This is a genomic window from Marinobacterium sediminicola, assembly GCF_022343685.1.
Taxonomy (GTDB): Bacteria; Pseudomonadota; Gammaproteobacteria; order Pseudomonadales; family Balneatricaceae; genus Marinobacterium; species Marinobacterium sediminicola.
On sequence record NZ_CP092123.1, the window covers coordinates 3,017,759 to 3,033,696 of the forward strand.

The 15,938-nt window shown below is 56.5% G+C and carries 18 protein-coding genes; all 18 read right to left on the reverse strand.

The features are described from left to right. Positions 1-7: 7 nt before the first annotated feature. Positions 8-844: a protein phosphatase CheZ gene (locus LN244_RS13800; RefSeq protein ID WP_239040355.1), complete on the reverse strand. Its 837-nt coding sequence runs from the start codon at positions 842-844 to the stop codon at positions 8-10. A gap of 21 nt (positions 845-865) precedes the next feature. Beyond that, positions 866-1,252, reverse strand: a complete 387-nt coding sequence (gene cheY, locus LN244_RS13805) for a chemotaxis response regulator CheY (protein ID WP_239040356.1) — start codon at positions 1,250-1,252, stop codon at positions 866-868. 61 nt (positions 1,253-1,313) lie between these two features. Next, complete coding sequence (locus LN244_RS13810) at positions 1,314-2,024, reverse strand: RNA polymerase sigma factor FliA (protein ID WP_239040357.1); 711 nt, start codon at positions 2,022-2,024, stop codon at positions 1,314-1,316. An 11-nt stretch (positions 2,025-2,035) separates the two neighbouring features. Beyond that, positions 2,036-2,860, reverse strand: coding sequence for a MinD/ParA family protein (locus LN244_RS13815; RefSeq protein WP_239040358.1), 825 nt, complete (start codon positions 2,858-2,860; stop codon positions 2,036-2,038). Positions 2,861-2,870: 10 nt separating this feature from the next. Then, complete coding sequence (flhF, locus tag LN244_RS13820; RefSeq protein ID WP_239040359.1) at positions 2,871-4,340, reverse strand: flagellar biosynthesis protein FlhF; 1,470 nt, start codon at positions 4,338-4,340, stop codon at positions 2,871-2,873. A 33-nt stretch (positions 4,341-4,373) separates the two neighbouring features. After that, a complete protein-coding gene (gene flhA / locus LN244_RS13825) occupies positions 4,374-6,485 on the reverse strand; it encodes a flagellar biosynthesis protein FlhA (protein ID WP_239040360.1) in 2,112 nt (703 codons plus the stop codon). A gap of 146 nt (positions 6,486-6,631) precedes the next feature. Further along, positions 6,632-7,777, reverse strand: coding sequence for a flagellar biosynthesis protein FlhB (gene flhB / locus LN244_RS13830; RefSeq protein ID WP_239040361.1), 1,146 nt, complete (start codon positions 7,775-7,777; stop codon positions 6,632-6,634). Next, positions 7,778-8,557 (reverse strand): flagellar biosynthetic protein FliR, encoded by a 780-nt coding sequence (fliR, locus tag LN244_RS13835; RefSeq protein WP_239040362.1) that lies wholly within the window; start codon positions 8,555-8,557, stop codon positions 7,778-7,780. It lies immediately after the preceding gene. Positions 8,558-8,564: 7 nt separating this feature from the next. Then, positions 8,565-8,834 (reverse strand): flagellar biosynthesis protein FliQ, encoded by a 270-nt coding sequence (gene fliQ, locus LN244_RS13840; protein ID WP_239040363.1) that lies wholly within the window; start codon positions 8,832-8,834, stop codon positions 8,565-8,567. 9 nt (positions 8,835-8,843) lie between these two features. After that, positions 8,844-9,584 carry a flagellar type III secretion system pore protein FliP gene (gene fliP, locus LN244_RS13845; protein WP_239040364.1) on the reverse strand — a complete coding sequence of 247 codons (741 nt, stop codon included), beginning with the start codon at positions 9,582-9,584 and terminating at the stop codon, positions 8,844-8,846. Next, a complete protein-coding gene (gene fliO, locus LN244_RS13850; protein WP_239040365.1) occupies positions 9,581-10,000 on the reverse strand; it encodes a flagellar biosynthetic protein FliO in 420 nt (139 codons plus the stop codon). The genes fliP and fliO overlap by 4 nt, the downstream gene beginning before the upstream one ends. Then, positions 9,997-10,446: a flagellar motor switch protein FliN gene (fliN, locus tag LN244_RS13855; RefSeq protein WP_239040366.1), complete on the reverse strand. Its 450-nt coding sequence runs from the start codon at positions 10,444-10,446 to the stop codon at positions 9,997-9,999. Before fliN ends, fliO begins: the two co-directional genes overlap by 4 nt. Positions 10,447-10,468: 22 nt before the next feature. Then, on the reverse strand, positions 10,469-11,455 hold the full coding sequence (fliM, locus tag LN244_RS13860) for a flagellar motor switch protein FliM (RefSeq protein ID WP_239040367.1): 987 nt from the start codon (positions 11,453-11,455) through the stop codon (positions 10,469-10,471). 10 nt (positions 11,456-11,465) lie between these two features. Continuing rightward, positions 11,466-11,993, reverse strand: a complete 528-nt coding sequence (locus tag LN244_RS13865) for a flagellar basal body-associated FliL family protein (RefSeq protein WP_239040368.1) — start codon at positions 11,991-11,993, stop codon at positions 11,466-11,468. Between the two features lie 73 nt (positions 11,994-12,066). After that, positions 12,067-12,639 (reverse strand): flagellar hook-length control protein FliK, encoded by a 573-nt coding sequence (locus LN244_RS13870; RefSeq protein WP_239040369.1) that lies wholly within the window; start codon positions 12,637-12,639, stop codon positions 12,067-12,069. After that, positions 12,626-14,038, reverse strand: a complete 1,413-nt coding sequence (locus tag LN244_RS13875) for a hypothetical protein (protein WP_239040370.1) — start codon at positions 14,036-14,038, stop codon at positions 12,626-12,628. Before LN244_RS13875 ends, LN244_RS13870 begins: the two co-directional genes overlap by 14 nt. 52 nt (positions 14,039-14,090) lie before the next feature. Further along, entirely contained in the window at positions 14,091-14,537 is a 447-nt protein-coding gene (gene fliJ, locus LN244_RS13880) for a flagellar export protein FliJ (RefSeq protein ID WP_239040371.1), read from the reverse strand. 18 nt (positions 14,538-14,555) lie between these two features. Continuing rightward, positions 14,556-15,935, reverse strand: a complete 1,380-nt coding sequence (gene fliI, locus LN244_RS13885; RefSeq protein WP_239040372.1) for a flagellar protein export ATPase FliI — start codon at positions 15,933-15,935, stop codon at positions 14,556-14,558. Between the last annotated feature and the right edge of the window lie 3 nt (positions 15,936-15,938).

Below are 15,938 nucleotides of genomic sequence, written 5' to 3' on the forward strand. Positions count from 1 at the left end.
GCTCCTATCAAAATCCCAGGCTGGACAGCAGGTCATCAACATCGTCCTGGTTACACACCGCATCCTTACTTCCCGTTGGCAACTGCGGGCCCTCAGCCTTAATCGGATCCTTGTCCTTTTTGGCTTCAGGCTTCGCAGGTGACACTTCGGGAATATCGTCTTGTGACAGCACTGCCGGCGCATCCAGGCTGCTCAGTTGTTCAACCTTCGCCGCCATATCCATTAACTGCACCAGTTGACCTTCAACCTGAGTCACCAGGGTGATCACACGTCGGATCAACTGACCAGTAATGTCCTGCACCCCCTGAGACACCAGAATATCGGTCAGAGTGGTGCGCAACTCGGTGATGGTTTTTTCGGACTGGTTTTTCAGTTCACAAGTACGGTCGTAGGTTCCATTGAGGGCTTCAAAATCTCCCTCCAGCTGCCCGACCAGCAACAGCAACTCCTTGAAGCGCTCACTTTGCTGATCCAGTTTATCCACGAGACTCAGAGAACGATCGACTCGGTCCATGGTCTCGTGCGCATTTTTTTCTGTCAGTTCAATAACGTAGTTCAGCCGGTCGGAAGCATCCCCCATAGCGGCGAGACTTTCGTCTCCGCCCACCGGCATTTTGTCACCCATATCACTGGAGAACGCTTTGATCGCCTCATGCAAACCGCGTGTCAAGTGGCCAACTTCGTTGTAAAACACCTGATGACGGGCGTATTGGAGCTCGTTGATCAGCCCCATTGCTGCAGACAAGTTTCCAGCTTCAAGCTCCGCCACCAGCGTGCGTGCTCGGTCACGCAGAAACTCGTCAAAGCCGTTGAAATCCACCTTACTGGCCGTTTGCGCTGCCATCAAAACTCCTCGATAAAGCTGTTAGCCTTCGATACGTTCAAAGATCTTGTCGATCTTTTCCTTCAGCACCGCAGCCGTAAAGGGTTTCACTACATAGCCGTTCACGCCGGCTTGAGCCGCTGCAATAATCTGCTCACGCTTGGCCTCAGCCGTAACCATCAGTACCGGAATATGAGCAAGCGCGGCGTCCGCACGAACTTCCTTAAGAAGGTCGATACCGGTCATCTCGGGCATGTTCCAGTCGGTAATCAGGAAGTCCACATTACCCTGTTTCAGGATCGGCAACGCGGTCTTGCCGTCGTCCGCCTCATCGACATTGGTGAACCCAAGGTCACGCAACAGGTTCTTGATGATGCGCCTCATCGTAGAGAAATCATCTACAACAAGTATTTTGATGTCTTTTTTCAAGACACTTCTCCCAATTCAGAAAACATCTCCAAATGAAACTCTGACCAGCTGATCATACCGCTCAACACCAGTCCCGCAAGCGCCCACGAAGCCTCAATGCAGCCTGACTGTGGATCTGGCTGACACGTGATTCACTGACGCCCAGTACCTGGCCGATCTCCTTGAGATTCAGTTCCTCATCATAGTACAGCGACAGCACCAGCCGCTCCCGCTCAGGCAGCCCGCCAATTGCATTGGCCAGCGCCTGTTTGAAACCACTGTCTTCCAGCATCTGCCCAGGCTCTGGTTCAGCCGAGGTAAACTGCTCTGCTGGCGTATCTTCGGTCGTTTCAGTCAACTGATCAAAACTGAACAAGCGACTATCGGCCGAATCCTGCAGCAATGACTGGTACTCTGCGATACTGATTCCCAACTCAGCTGCCACTTCACTGTCGCTGGCATCACGCCCTGTGCGATTCTCTACCTGTGCAATGGCCTCACTGACCCGTCGCGCATTGCGATGCACCGAACGCGGCGTCCAGTCGCCCCGACGCACTTCATCAATGATCGCGCCGCGAATCCGGATTCCCGCATAGGTTTCGAAACTCGCCCCCTTTCCGGCATCATAGCGGCTGGCGGCTTCGAGCAAACCCATCATGCCGGCCTGAATCAGATCATCCAGCACCACATGGCTGGGCAGGCGCGCCATCAGGTGATGTGCAATCCTCCGCACCAGCGGGGTGTACTCCTGAATCAGCTCCGGACCTGATTTAAACTCCACTACGTTGTACATATCTGCATCTTTCAGGGTAGGCGCGCGCCCTGCACGAGCCGTTCGACAAAGAATTCCAGATGTCCTCTGGGGCTGTTGCTGACTGGCCAGCTGTCAACCTTATTGACCAGCTGACGGTAGGCCAGGGCCGCCTTATCCTTGGGTGCTGCCCTGAGCACAGCCCTTTGCTTTTGTACGGCTTTGCGAACCGATTCATCATAAGGGATTGAGCCCACGTATTGAAGCGTAACATCCAGAAATCTGTCGGTAACCGTCAACAGTTTATTGAACATGCTGCGCCCCTCGGTATCTGTTCTTACCATATTGGCCAGAACCCTGAACCTTGTCATCTGGTAGTCGCGATTCAGTAGCTTTATCAATGCGTACGCATCGGTAATCGATGTTGGCTCATCACAGACTACCACCATTACTTCCTGAGCCGCACGTACAAAACTGACCACGGAATCCGAAATACCGGCCGCCGTATCAATGACCAGCACATCGAGGTCATCGGCAATATCGTTAAACGCATGGATCAGCTCGGCGTGTTCATGGGCACTCAACGCCGTCATTTCCTGAGTGCCCGAAGCAGCAGGCACAATCCAGAAATTCTCACCTGCCGGCACCATAACCTCACGCAAAGAGCAGCGCCCGGCCAGTACATCCGCTATGTTCTGTTGCGGGCGAAGTCCCAGCATGACATCCACATTCGCCAACCCCAGGTCAGCATCCATAAGCACCACTCGGCGCCCCATCTCACTGAGTCCAACCGACAGATTGACGGACACACTGGTCTTGCCGACACCGCCCTTACCACCGGTTACCGCAATCACCTTGACGGGATGGGTCTGTTTCATCAACTACTCCTTACCCCGTCCCGAACAGCGAATCATCGACATCAAGACCACTCTCGGGCCGAGCACTGCGCTGCGCGATTACAACCGTCCGACTGACAAGATCATTGCGCTGTGCGATTCCGATATCATCTGGAATTTTCTGACCATCGGTCACGTACGCGATCGGCAACTGCTTCTCGACCACAAGAGTCAGTGCTTCACCCAGGCTGCCCGACTCATCAGTCTTGCTCAACACACAGCCTTGCAAACCCAGCTCAGCATAATTGTCATAGGCACTGCGCATTAGCTGGAGCTGACTGGAACAGGATAGTACCAGCAATTTTTTCAGTCGCAGGGTGACCCCGGACAACATCTGCATCTGTAGCTGCCCCTGAGGATCAAAAGCATTCATACCCGCAGTATCAATCAATACCAGCCGCTTGTTCCTCAGACTTTGCAGTACCTCTTCCAAACTGTGATTTTCATCCACCACCCGAACGGGTACATCCAGAATCCGACCAAAGGTCTTCAGCTGCTCATGGGCCGCGATACGAAAACAATCGGTGGTGACCAGCGCCACACTGGAACTGCCGTGCTGAAGCACATATCGAGCCGCCAGCTTGCCGATGGTTGTGGTCTTGCCCACACCGGTCGGCCCCACAAACATGATCATGCCACCACGCTCGATGAGCTCTTCACCCAGTACGGGAAGGGAATCAGCCAACCTTGCCAACACATTTCGCCAGGCATCGTCGACGTTCAGTTCGGCTTCAACACCGCTCATCAACTGACGGACAAGCGCAGCACCCAGCCCCAATTTTTGCAAACGTTTGGCGACCTGCCGATGAGAAGGCTCAGACATTCTGGGCTCGAGACCCTGCTCGGTGCGCTGCTGCAGCATCCGGCGCAACTCTTCAATTTCCTGTTGCATGTTGCGCAACGCAGGATCTTCTTCCGGCACCATGGGATCGGATTCATATACCGGCTCTCTGCGTGCCGGTGTGGAGCGAGCTATCTCACTGGTCGCTGGACGCGTCGGTTCTGAAGGAGCAGGAACTCCACGGCGACGGTTACGGGCTTTTAGCGATTCGAGAATGGACCGCAAATCCTCGTCATCTTCGTCATTGATCTGCCGGTTGACGTTACGGTCTGCACGGGCCTCCGGCTCGGACATGCGCCGACTGGCCTCTGCGATACGCGCTCGCGTTCTGTTCAGCTCGGCCTCAAGTGCCGCATTACGACTGGCCTGCTCCGACTGATGCGAATGGGAACCCGTGAGAATACGAATCTGCTCCTCACGACGATCAGCTGTCGGGCGTGATGCACGGTTGCGCTTGAGTTCAGCCTGCGCTGCCTCATACTCATCTTCCCGTGCAGCCACTACTTCAACCCCACCCGCCACCCGGTGGTTGGAGATAATGACCGCGTCGGCACCGACTTCTTCTCGGACCCGACGCATGGCCTGACGCATATCAGGTGCAAAGATACGTTTGACTTTCATATCCTTCCCTTATCGGCCGCCTGTCGCCAAACCCTAGCCATTTTGTCCACCTACAGTGGCTACGATGGTGACCTTCTTGTTTTCAGGAATCTCCTGGTAGGAGAGTACATGAATCTGGTGTTCCCCATAACGCACAAATTTAGCCATCAACGGACGCACCGGTGCGGCTACCAACAGGACTGAAGGCTTGCCGGCCATTTCCTGACGCTGGGCCGTTTCAGCCAGCGAGCGCTGCAAGCGCTCGGCCATACCCGGCTCCAACACCAGACCTTCATCGCCCTGCCCTTGCTGCATGGAGCCCAGCAACATCTGTTCCAGCTGCGGCTCCAGGGTAATCACTGACAGCTCAGGCTCCGAGCCATTGATGGTTTGCACAATCAGTCTGGACAACGCCACCCTCACTGCCGCTGTCAGCGCCAGAGGGTCCAGCGTCCTCTGTACCGCCTCAGCCAACGCCTCAGCAATGGAACGGAAGTCCTTTAATGGAACCTGCTCCATCAGCAGGTTCTGCAGAACTTTGAGGAGTGCACTGATCGACAGTTTCTTCGGCACCAACTCCTCAACCAGCTTGGGCGAAGACTTGCTCAGAAGATCCAACAACTGCTGCACCTCTTCATGCCCCAGCAGTTCATGGGAGTGCGTCTGCAGTACCTGGTTGATATGCGTCGCAACGACCGTACTGGCATCTACTACGGTATAGCCCAGTGTCTGCGCATGTTCCTTATGACTCTTTTCAATCCACACGGCATCCAACCCGAAAGCCGGATCCTTGACCTTGACGCCACTGAGTTCGCCAAAAACCTGTCCAGGGTTGATCGCCAATTCCCTGTCCGGATAGATTTCAGCCTCACCCGCAATCACTCCCATCAGGGTAATGCGATAGGCGCCCGGCAGCAGATCAAGGTTATCGCGGATATGTACCGAGGGTACCAAAAACCCGAGATCCTGGGACAGCTTCTTGCGTACGCCCTTGATCCGCCCTAATAGCTGACCACCTTGCATCTTATCCACCATCGGGATCAATCGGTAACCAACCTCAAGACCGATCATATCCACAGGCATGACGTCATCCCAGCCAAGCTCTTTATGCTCTTCAGCCGGCAACTCGCTGGGAGCCGCCTGCTCCTGCTCTGCCGCTTCTACCGCTGCGACCTGCCGCTGCACTTCACGCTGTTTGATCCACCAGGCTCCACCCGCTGCTGCAGCCGCAAGACCGATAAACGCAACATGCGGCATGCCAGGCACTATACCCATGATGAACAGTATGGCAGCCGCCACACTCAGCGCACGCGGGGAAGAGAACATCTGACGGAAGACCTGAGTCCCCATCGCCTCGGAGGAGTTGGCTCGCGTGACCATTACCGCTGCAGCTGTAGACAGCAGCAATGATGGAATCTGCGCCACCAGGCCATCACCGATTGTCAGCAAGGAGTAGTACTGCAGCGCCATATCAAAGTTGAGGCCGTGCTGTACCATACCGATGCCCAACCCACCCAGCAGGTTGATCACCAGAATCAGGATACCAGCCACGGCATCGCCGCGTACGAACTTGGACGCACCGTCCATGGCACCATAGAAGTCTGCTTCCTGCGTCACTTCCCGGCGTCGCTCACGGGCTTCATCCTGATTGATCAGGCCGGCATTCAGGTCCGCATCGATGGCCATCTGCTTACCCGGCATCGCATCCAGGGTAAATCGTGCGCTTACTTCGGAAATTCGACCGGCACCCTTGGTCACCACGACAAAGTTGATGATCACGAGGATCAGGAATACTACGATACCGACCACATAGTTACCGCCCACCACCACGTCGCCGAAAGCCTGTATCACCTTACCGGCAGCATCACCTCCCTCGTGACCAAACAGCAGTACCACTCGGGTAGATGCGACATTCAATGCCAGACGCAACAGGGTTGCCGCCAGCAGAATCGTCGGGAAAACAGCAAAGTCCAACGGTCGCAAGGCGTAGATACTGACCAGCAGTACTACAATCGACAAAGCGATGTTGAAGGTAAAGAAAACGTCGAGCAGGAAGGGGGGCATTGGCAGGGTAACCATGCCCAAAATGACCAACAGCAAAAGGGGAATCCCCAGATTCCCCTGCGTCAGGCCACGGACATTGTTCAGGATAGCGTCCCGCTCCACTCTTCCTCCAAAGCGTCAAAAAAACGACAAACAAAAGACACAGACCGGCCAATCACAGACTAAGCCAGTATTTATTAACGGTGCAGCTGATGTTTTTTTGACATTTTACACGCGTATACAAAGAAGTAATGCAAGAATCCCGCCAATTACTCCTCGGGATCGCGACGAAACTCCTCAGGAATTTCAATATCTTCGTCACGCAGTGGTGTAGGTGCTTCCTCAAGTCGCTGTTTGTAGCGCTTGAGCTGAAAGACATAGGCCAGTACCTGGGCTACCGACTGATAAAGACCCGCCGGGATTTCATCACCAACCTCGGTCGCATGATAGAGCGCTCGTGCCAGCGGCGGTGCCGACAACAGCGGCACATCATGTTCTTCGGCAATCTCGCGAATCTTCAAGGCCACAAAATCAGCCCCCTTGGCAACGACGCGGGGCGCCCCTCCCCCCAGCTGGTCATATTTCAGCGCCACGGCGTAATGAGTCGGGTTGGTAATGACCACATCTGCCTCGGGGACTTCGGACATCATCCTGCGCTGGGCAATTTCTCGCTGCAATTGCCGGATACGTCCCTTCACCTCAGGTTTACCCTCGGTGTTCTTCATCTCGTCCTTCACCTCCTGCATCGTCATTTTCAGCTTCTTGTTGTAGTCATACAGCTGAAAAGGGACGTCAATCAGTGAAATGATGATCAATGAAAGGCTCATCACCAGGAAGGACCAGCCCAGTATCTGTAACGAATGCGCGATCGCCGGCTCCACTGCCTCTCTCGCCAGCGCAATGAGATCTGGCTGATCGAGCCAGAGCACCATGATGGCAAAGGAGCCAACCAACAGAAACTTGGCCAAGCCCTTGAACAGTTCAATCAGCGCCTTCAGGGAAAACATGCGCTTGATCCCGCTCAGGGGATTGATGCGACTGCCTTTGGGCTGAATGGCCTGACCGCTGAAGTTCCAGCCACCAAGTGCGATAGGACTGAGAAGCGCAGCCAGAAGGGTCAGCAGAAAGAAGCCCCACAGGCTCAAGAAGCCATCATAAAGGGCCTCACCGAGATGGGTGAACATCCTTGAGGGATCGAAAACATCCTGGCGATCCAGGGTGAAACTTTCGACCATGATATCCATCATACTGCCCGCCACCTGACTGCCGAACAATAACGCCGATGCGGCTGACGCCAGCAGGAGCGCCGTTGCAGAAAGCTCTCGCGAACGGGGAATATCGCCTTTTTCACGCGCCTCTTTAAGGCGCTTGGCCGTTGGCTCTTCTGTTTTTTCCTGGCCGGTTTCTTCTGCCATTTACCCCTCCGCTGTCAGCAAACCGGCGACCACGTCCAGCCACTCCCCGGCGAACACCTGGTAGTGGCTGAAGAAGCCGGACAGACTCGCCCAGACAATGAAGATCCCCATCAGCATGGTGAAGGGAAAGCCGATGGCAAAGATATTCAACTGAGGCGCCGCCTTGGTCATGATGCCAAAGGCAAAGTTAACCACCAACAGCGCCGTTACTGCCGGCAGCGCCATCAGCAACGCCGCCATGAAAAGCCAGCCACCGGACAGGGCCATCTGCCAAAGAGTGGCCTGGCTGAGACTTCCCGCCCCGACCGGCAGCACATAAAAGCTCTGCGCCAGAATCTCGATCAGCACCAGGTGGCCATCCATGCCCAGGAACAACATCATCACCAGCATCAGATAAATCTGAGCCACAATCACAACATTGACTCCGTTAGCAGGATCGGTCATGGAAGCAAAGCCAAGACCCATCTGCATCGCCATCATTTGACCGCCCGCAACAAAGCTTTGCAGCAAAATATTGGCCGAGAACCCCAGCAAACTGCCGATCAATACCTGTTGGGCAATCAGAATCCAGCTTTGCAAGGACAGGCTGTCAAAATCCGGCATCGGCGGCAATACAGGTACCAGCAGCACGGTCACAGCCAGCGCCAATCCCAGGCGCAGTCGTGTCGGCAACATCTGTGTGCCGATGATCGGCATCGCCATGAAGAATGACATGACCCTGAACAGGGGCCAGAGGAAGGCATTAACCCAATACTCGACCTGCAGCAGGCTGACTTCCATGACCGGCCTATGAAATCAGGCGTGGTATGTTGAGGAACAGGTAGTTGAACAGGTCCGAGATCCGGGTAACAATCCAGGGACCGGCCCACATCACCGCCAACAGCGTCACGATCAGTCTTGGCAGAAAGCTCAACGTCTGCTCGTTGATCTGAGTGGCGGCCTGAAAAACCGAAATGACCAGCCCCACCGCCAGCGAAGGGCCAACGATCACGGCCACTATCACCACGATCAGCCAGAGCGCCTGGCCAAAGAGATCGAGTATCATGCCGGGATCCATCTTGCCCTCCTAAACGCCGAAACTGGCCGCCAGTGTACCTACCACCATGGCCCATCCGTCCACCAGCACGAACAGCATGATCTTGAAGGGCAATGAAATGATGATTGGAGACAGCATCATCATACCCATCGCCATCAACACACTCGCGACCACCAGGTCAATAACCAGGAAGGGTATGAACAGCATGAAGCCGATCTGAAAGGCGGTCTTCAGCTCACTGATAATGAACGAAGGAATCAGAATGGTAAAGGGTATCTCCTCGGCACGCTCCACTGGGGGGGTTTCCGAAATACGCATAAACAGATTCAGATCACTTTCACGCGTCTGACGCAGCATGAACTCGTGAAACGGCCTTCCCGCCGCTTCAAAAGCCTCCATGGGCGCAAGCTCCTCAGCCATGTAGGGCTGGACGGCTCGTGTGTTCACCTCTTCCAGCACCGGAGACATGATGAACAGGGTCAGAAACAGCGACAGGCCTATGATGATCTGGTTGGATGGTGTTTGCTGCAGACCCAGCGCCTGACGCAGAATCGCAAACACAATGATGATGCGGGCAAAGGAGGTCATCATCATCAACATTGCCGGCAGGAACGTCAGCAATGTCATCAGCGCCAGAATCTGGATAGTGACGCTGTAGTTGGTAGTGCCGTCTTCGCCGGTCACCAGGGTGACCGCCGGGATACCGGTGTCCGCCGCCAGCACTGAGCCAAACGGCAGTAACATGAGCAATAAGCCGACCAGCCCTCTCATTCGGGGCCTCCACGCCCCAACACCTGATGCAGACGATCAGCAAAGGCAGCTCCGCGTACCGCTTCGGAATCGACAACAGGCGTTTCAAAGTGCATCAGCAGGCTGACTCGCCCCGGGGACACGCCCAATAGAATCTGCTCTTGTCCGACCTGCACCAGCACTGCCCGTTCACGCTGCCCCAGCGGCAGTGCTGCCAGCACTTTCATCCCCTGCCCCGAGGCCGTTGCACCGTTGACGCGTCTGACCAGCCAACCGAGCAACAGGATCAGACCCACCACCAACAACAGCCCCAGCGCCAATTGCAGCAGACTTCCCCAGGATAGAGGATCGGGCAGCTCTGCCCGTGGCGTCGCGGCCTCTTCTGCCGCACTCGCCGTCACCGGCAAGAGCGCCAGCATCACAAGCAGTGATCTCATTTCAACCGCCGGATACGTTCCTGTGGGCTGATCACATCAGTCAGGCGGATACCATAGCGGTCGTTCACCACCACGACTTCACCATGCGCGATCAGGGTTCCATTAACTTTCACATCCAGTGGCTCGCCGGCCACGCGATCCAGCTCGATGACAGAGCCCTGACTCAACTGCAGCAGGTTGCGGATGGCGATTTCAGTACCACCGACCTCCATGGTCAAGGTGACCGGAATATCCAGAATGACATCGAGTTTGGGGTCGGCCACCGGAACCGACTCATCCTTCAGCTCGTCCAGCTCGACCCCCTGAGCCGGTGGCGCGGACTGCGCCTGAACATCATCCAGCAAGGCATCGGCATCAATACCCGCCTCGCCAGTCTGCTCCTCCAGTGCCGCAGCCCATTCATCGGCCAGAGCCTGTTGATCCTGGTTGTTGTTCTCGTCGCTCACGTTGTTCTCTCCGCAGGCCGGCTCATTCGGAGTCCGGCCGCTTGATGGTATCCTTGATTTTCACCGCCAGGTTGCCACGCGAAGTACCCAGCTGACAGTTAAACAGCGGAATACCGTTGGCATTGAGCTGCAAGCTGTCAGACAGCTCTATCGGGATGATATCCCCGGCCTCAAGCTCCATGACATCTCTCAGTGTCAGTTCACGCTCAGCCACCCGAAGATCCAGCTCAAGCGTCGCCATCATGATGTCACGACGCAAGGCACGCAACCAACGCTCATCTTTCTGCTCTTCGGTATTCTGTACGCCTGACAGCAGCTGATCGCGCACCGGCTCCAGCATCGCGTAAGGCATGGTGACATGCAGCTCACCGGTCCCGCCCTCAAGGTCAATCTGGAAAGTACTCACCACAACCACTTCAGTCGGATTGACTGCGTTAGCCATGGCCGGGTTGACCTCGTGCCCCACATGCTCAAACCTCAATGGCATCACCGGTCGCCACGCATCCTGCAGGTCTTCGAACAGCTGCTCCAGCGTCTTATGAACAATACGGGTCTCGGTCGGGGTAAATTCTCGCCCTTCGATCTTGGCATGGCGACCATCACCACCGAAGAACTGATCAACCAGCCTGAATACCAGGCGTGCATCCATGATAAAAAGGGCAGTGCCACGAAGCGGGTGTGCCTTTACCAGACTCATGCTGGTCGGGACGTACAGCGTATGGATATAGTCTCCATACTTCATTACCTGAATGCCACCCACTGTGACATCGGCGGTTCGGCGCAACAGGTTGAACAGGCTGATACGGGTATGCCGGGCAAAGCGCTCGTTGATCATCTCCAGCGTGGGCATGCGCCCACGCACGATTCGATCGTGACTCGCCAGATCATAAGGCTGTATGCCATCCTCAGAGTCGACCCTCCCTCCTTCATCGGCGTCGACGTCACCGTCATCCACGCCGTGGAGCAGCGCATCGATCTCGTCCTGGGAGAGCAGATCCTTGACCGACATCTAGTTCATCCTACTGCATAACAAAATTGGTAAAGAGAATGGTTTCTACGCCGGGCTCACCGATCTTTTCCTGCATGATCGACTGAACCAGCGCGGTAGCTTCATTACGCAGGGCCTTTTTACCCTCAATACTTTGCAAGTCTTCAAAAGACTGGGCACTGAACAATGCATTCAGACGGGCCACTATCAAAGGCATATGCAGCTTCAGGGCCTCATCCACAACCGGGTTGCGACTTTTCGCCTCAACAAATGCCTGCAAGTAATGACGCTTGTCATCCGCTGACTGCAGAGTGACAACGAAGGACGGCTTACCTTCCAGCGTGCGTACCTTGGTGTAGATCGCCTCATGGCGTACGGGTTCGGCTACGGCCTGAGATGTTTGTTCAGCAGCCTCATCACCGGACAGCAGAAAATAGGCCGCCCCAGCACCACCACCGAGCAGCAGAACGGCGGCCAGTGCCAGGATAATAATCAGTTTTTTCTTGGAGCCCTTGCCGCCCTCGACCGACTCGGTCTCAACAGCTGCATTAGTCGCCATTCATGCCTCCACCGGTTGTAGCGTCCTTCCGATCAGGCACCTAATATAACACACTGTTTTTCGGGCTGTAGCATCAGGCGTAATAGTCCACCAACCCTACTGCCACAGAGGGCACTGGGAGAGGTTCGGCGTCGCTCCCTTCACCGCCGCCATAGCCGCCCTGGCGACCGAAGGAGTCGGCCTGATCACGCTGCCCGGATCCCTGCTGGCGCGCCTCATCCGAGACCGATGAGTCCTGCAGATTCAAGCCCTGATCGGCAAACATCTCGCGCAGACGCGGCATCTGCTGCTCCAGCGCCTCTCTCACCACCGGGTTGGCACTGGTAAAGCTGATGCTGACCTGATCCTGCCCCTGCAGGTGTACCCTGATCTGCATGGCGCCCAGTTCCGGGGGGTCGAGCTGTATATAGGCAGTGCGAGGACCGTGTTGAGCCATCATGATCGCCCTGTCACCCACTTGGCGCCCCCAACGAGGCTCGGCCAACTGCTGTTGCAACTGTTGTGCAAAGGTCTGTCCGGACGGAGAAGCGACTGCTTGCGCATGGTTCTGCCCTCGCCCCTGAACTGCAGCGCTGAAGGCTGCATTCTGGTTGTCCTGGCGAGATGACTGGCCGAGATCAGACGACTCTCCGCTATCGGCTTGCACCTGCAGTTGAGCACTCTGGGCAACAGAGTCCACACGCGGGGGGGGGCATATCCAGCGTTGAGCGCGCCCCGTCGGGGCGAGCCCCCAGTGAACTGGCCGGCACGTCTTTGCCTGCCAGATCAACCACTTCAGGGGAAACTCCAGCCGAACGCGACGCACTGGTAACACCAGACGTATCGGTCATGGCCGTAACGGTACCCGCAGGCTGTACTAAAGCCTCTTTATCAACGTCAACTGAGTCGGCAACACCTGCAGCCAGAGCCGCTGACGGGGCGGGCGTAGTCCTGTCGGTTTCAGTGCCGTCCGCCACCATCACACCCGCGGATTGGACCACCTGCGAAGCCTTCTCTGCAGCAGGCCCATCTACAGCTGGCTGGCCGATGGCAGCCACATCAAGAGGACCCGTTGTGATTGTCTGCTGCCCAATATCCTGTGCGGCGCCATTAACAGTCATGGCTGCCGGCATCGCCGAGGACGGGGTGACTCGGCCTGCATCCTTCGCATTTGCCGGTCGCTCAGCCATGGAGGGCTCCCCAGGTTGCACCTTCGTAGCCTCGAGGATAGTTGCAGCCTCAGGCTTAGCTGGCGCATCGGTTACGACAGCAGGTTTGGCGGGAGTGGTTGCAGCAGCGAGAGTGTCCGCCTGCCCCCTGGCCGTAGCCGTGACCCCAGTGGGCGCGGTTGCGGCAAGAGCATCAGCTGAGGTTGCGGATACTGTCTGCGTGGACGCAGAAGCTGCCACGGCCGCGTCTGCCGGCAAAGCCGGACTGGGCATAGCCCTTTCAGCGGCTTGAGCGGACATTCGGGCGTGATCACTGAGCTCAGTCGAGGGTTCGGCATGATCTGCTGAAATGACAGCATCAGGGGTGGCTCGCCCGGCATGTCCCTGCTCCGCTACCAACTGAGCACGGGCAGAAGCCTCTGTCAGTGAGGCCTGACGCGGCTGCTCGGCAGCCGCTGCCAGCGCCTCAGGCGCAGTCTTATCCATGCTTTCAGCATGTACCGATGAGGGAGCAGACGCAGCTTTGATTTCACTCTGTGCCGGCAAAGCTAAGGCAAGTCGCTCATCTACCAGGGCACTTTCATCTCCGGCGGAGGTTTTTAGCAGTCCTTCAGCAGCACCTTCTTCACTCGACGTTGCAGCGGTAAGCGTCGCCTCAGTATCAGTACTGTCATCCGGCAACAGTTCGCCACCCGGTGGCAAGGACTTTCCGTTTTCGACCTGAAGCGCTCGTCCCCCTTGAGCCTGCAAGGAACCTTGGAACAGCAAGTGAAAGCCGGGAGTTGAAGAAGCGCCCTCGGGCATAGCTGCCGCGGGCGATGCGCTCAGAGGCGCGCTCGGCAAGGCAACAAGATTCAGCGGCAGCGCTGCGTTTGAACCCGTTTTGATGATGGCCATGGCTCTTTCCTGCAAAGGGTGACAGCAAGAATAAGCAATTTAGATGCCAGCCTTAAATATAGCGCGGGCGTACATGTTGAGAGCGTTCATCAATTTCCTGCTGCAGCTTGCGCTCGCGCTCGTGGGATTCAGCATCGCGCGCCTTCTCGATCAACCGCTCTATGCCTTTCTCACGCGCATAGGTTTGCTGCCAGTAAGCCTGAACCTGCTGCAACTGCTCCCGCGCCTGCACCAGCGCCTGCTCCTGCTGCTGAACGGTACTGCTGATCTTTTGCATGAATGCCTGACGCGTTTGCAGCGCACCTATGCTGGTCCCCTGACGCCCCGTTGCCGTGAACTGTTGCTGATACTCTAAGAGATAGTTCTCCAGCTGGCCGATGCCTTGCTCACCCTGACTGACCCGCTGCTGAGCATCAGCCAGAAAGCGCTCAGCCTCACGGCGTTTACGCTCGGCGACCGCAAGAACCACTTCCAAACGCTTAGAACGCAATTTGCTCATAACACCTCAACCCCTGCATCACGGTGTTCGTCTCAGCATCTGCGCCTGGGGCGCATTATTCTGCTGCTGAGGCGGTGGTGACATCACCATCGCCAGTTCCTGCACACAACGCTGCATCGGCATGGGTTCATTCATGCCCTGAAGCAGGTAGGCACGAATGGCCGGCAACATATCGATGGCACGATCAGTCTCTGGGTCACTGCCACGCGCATAAGCCCCCACGGCAATAAGATCCGCATTCTGTTGATAGCGAGAATAGAGGCGCTTGAACTGCAGCGCCAGATTCAGCCGCTGGGGGTCGACGATCTGCGGCATGGCTCGACTGATGGATGCCTCAATGTCAATTGCTGGATAGTGTCCCTGTTCGGCAAGACTGCGCGACAGCACGAAATGACCATCCAGAATGGCCCGTGCGGAGTCGGCTACCGGGTCCTGCTGGTCATCCCCTTCAGTCAACACAGTGTAAAAAGCCGTAATGGAGCCACCGCCGGTACTCCCGTTACCGGCCCGCTCAACCAGTTTCGGTAGTTTGGCAAACACTGAAGGTGGATAACCCTTGGTCGCGGGCGGCTCACCAACCGCCAGCGCAATTTCACGCTGAGCCTGTGCATAACGGGTCAAAGAATCCATCAGCAAGAGTACATTTTTGCCCTGAGCCCGAAAGTACTCGGCAATACGGGTCGTCAATTGTGCGGCTCGCAAACGCATCAAAGGAGAGTCATCGGCCGGTGCCGCCACCACGACCGAGCGCGCCATTCCTTCTGCGCCCAGGCTATGGTCAATAAACTCGCGCACTTCTCGACCACGCTCGCCAATCAACCCTACCACGGTGATCTCGGCTTCGGTAAAGCGTGTCATCATACCCAACAATACCGACTTACCCACACCACTGCCTGCAAAAAGCCCCAGGCGCTGTCCGCGCCCTACGGTCAACAAACCGTTGATTGCACGAACACCGACATCCAGCGTCTGCTCAATGGGATGACGATGCAAGGGGTTAATCGTTTCGCCATGCAAGGTCACCATATCATCGGGCCGCAGTGGCCCCTTTCCATCAAGAGGGCGCCCAATGCCGTCAATCACCCGGCCCAACAGCCCAAAGCCCACCGGCACCAGGCTGGCTCCCACCTTGGGGCGTACGGCAGCACCCGGGGCCAGACCATCAACACTGTCCAGCGGCATGAGGTAGATACGGTCACCCGAGAAGCCGACTACTTCGGCCTCAACACTGCCTTCTTCCTGCAAAGACACGAGGCAGTAATCACCGAGCGCCGCTTTGAGCCCGACCGCTTCCAGAGTTAACCCGATCAAACGAGTGACACGCCCTTCAACATCTGGACGAGGTGGCTCGTACTCACACTGGAGATAACGCTTGAGGCGTTGATCGAGATCCGGCACTGG

Coding starts and splice junctions, on each gene's coding strand:
- fliP (WP_239040364.1), bottom strand. CDS start 9,584: ATGAGAGGGCTGGTCGGCTTATTGCTCATGTTACTGCCGTTTGGCTCA.
- flhF (WP_239040359.1), bottom strand. CDS start 4,340: ATGAAAGTCAAACGTATCTTTGCACCTGATATGCGTCAGGCCATGCGT.
- fliO (WP_239040365.1), bottom strand. CDS start 10,000: ATGAGATCACTGCTTGTGATGCTGGCGCTCTTGCCGGTGACGGCGAGT.
- LN244_RS13800 (WP_239040355.1), bottom strand. CDS start 844: ATGGCAGCGCAAACGGCCAGTAAGGTGGATTTCAACGGCTTTGACGAG.
- flhB (WP_239040361.1), bottom strand. CDS start 7,777: ATGGCAGAAGAAACCGGCCAGGAAAAAACAGAAGAGCCAACGGCCAAG.
- LN244_RS13875 (WP_239040370.1), bottom strand. CDS start 14,038: ATGGCCATCATCAAAACGGGTTCAAACGCAGCGCTGCCGCTGAATCTT.
- fliR (WP_239040362.1), bottom strand. CDS start 8,557: ATGGAAGTCAGCCTGCTGCAGGTCGAGTATTGGGTTAATGCCTTCCTC.
- fliM (WP_239040367.1), bottom strand. CDS start 11,455: ATGTCGGTCAAGGATCTGCTCTCCCAGGACGAGATCGATGCGCTGCTC.
- fliJ (WP_239040371.1), bottom strand. CDS start 14,537: ATGAGCAAATTGCGTTCTAAGCGTTTGGAAGTGGTTCTTGCGGTCGCC.
- fliQ (WP_239040363.1), bottom strand. CDS start 8,834: ATGGATCCCGGCATGATACTCGATCTCTTTGGCCAGGCGCTCTGGCTG.
- LN244_RS13815 (WP_239040358.1), bottom strand. CDS start 2,860: ATGAAACAGACCCATCCCGTCAAGGTGATTGCGGTAACCGGTGGTAAG.
- LN244_RS13810 (WP_239040357.1), bottom strand. CDS start 2,024: ATGTACAACGTAGTGGAGTTTAAATCAGGTCCGGAGCTGATTCAGGAG.
- LN244_RS13865 (WP_239040368.1), bottom strand. CDS start 11,993: ATGGCGACTAATGCAGCTGTTGAGACCGAGTCGGTCGAGGGCGGCAAG.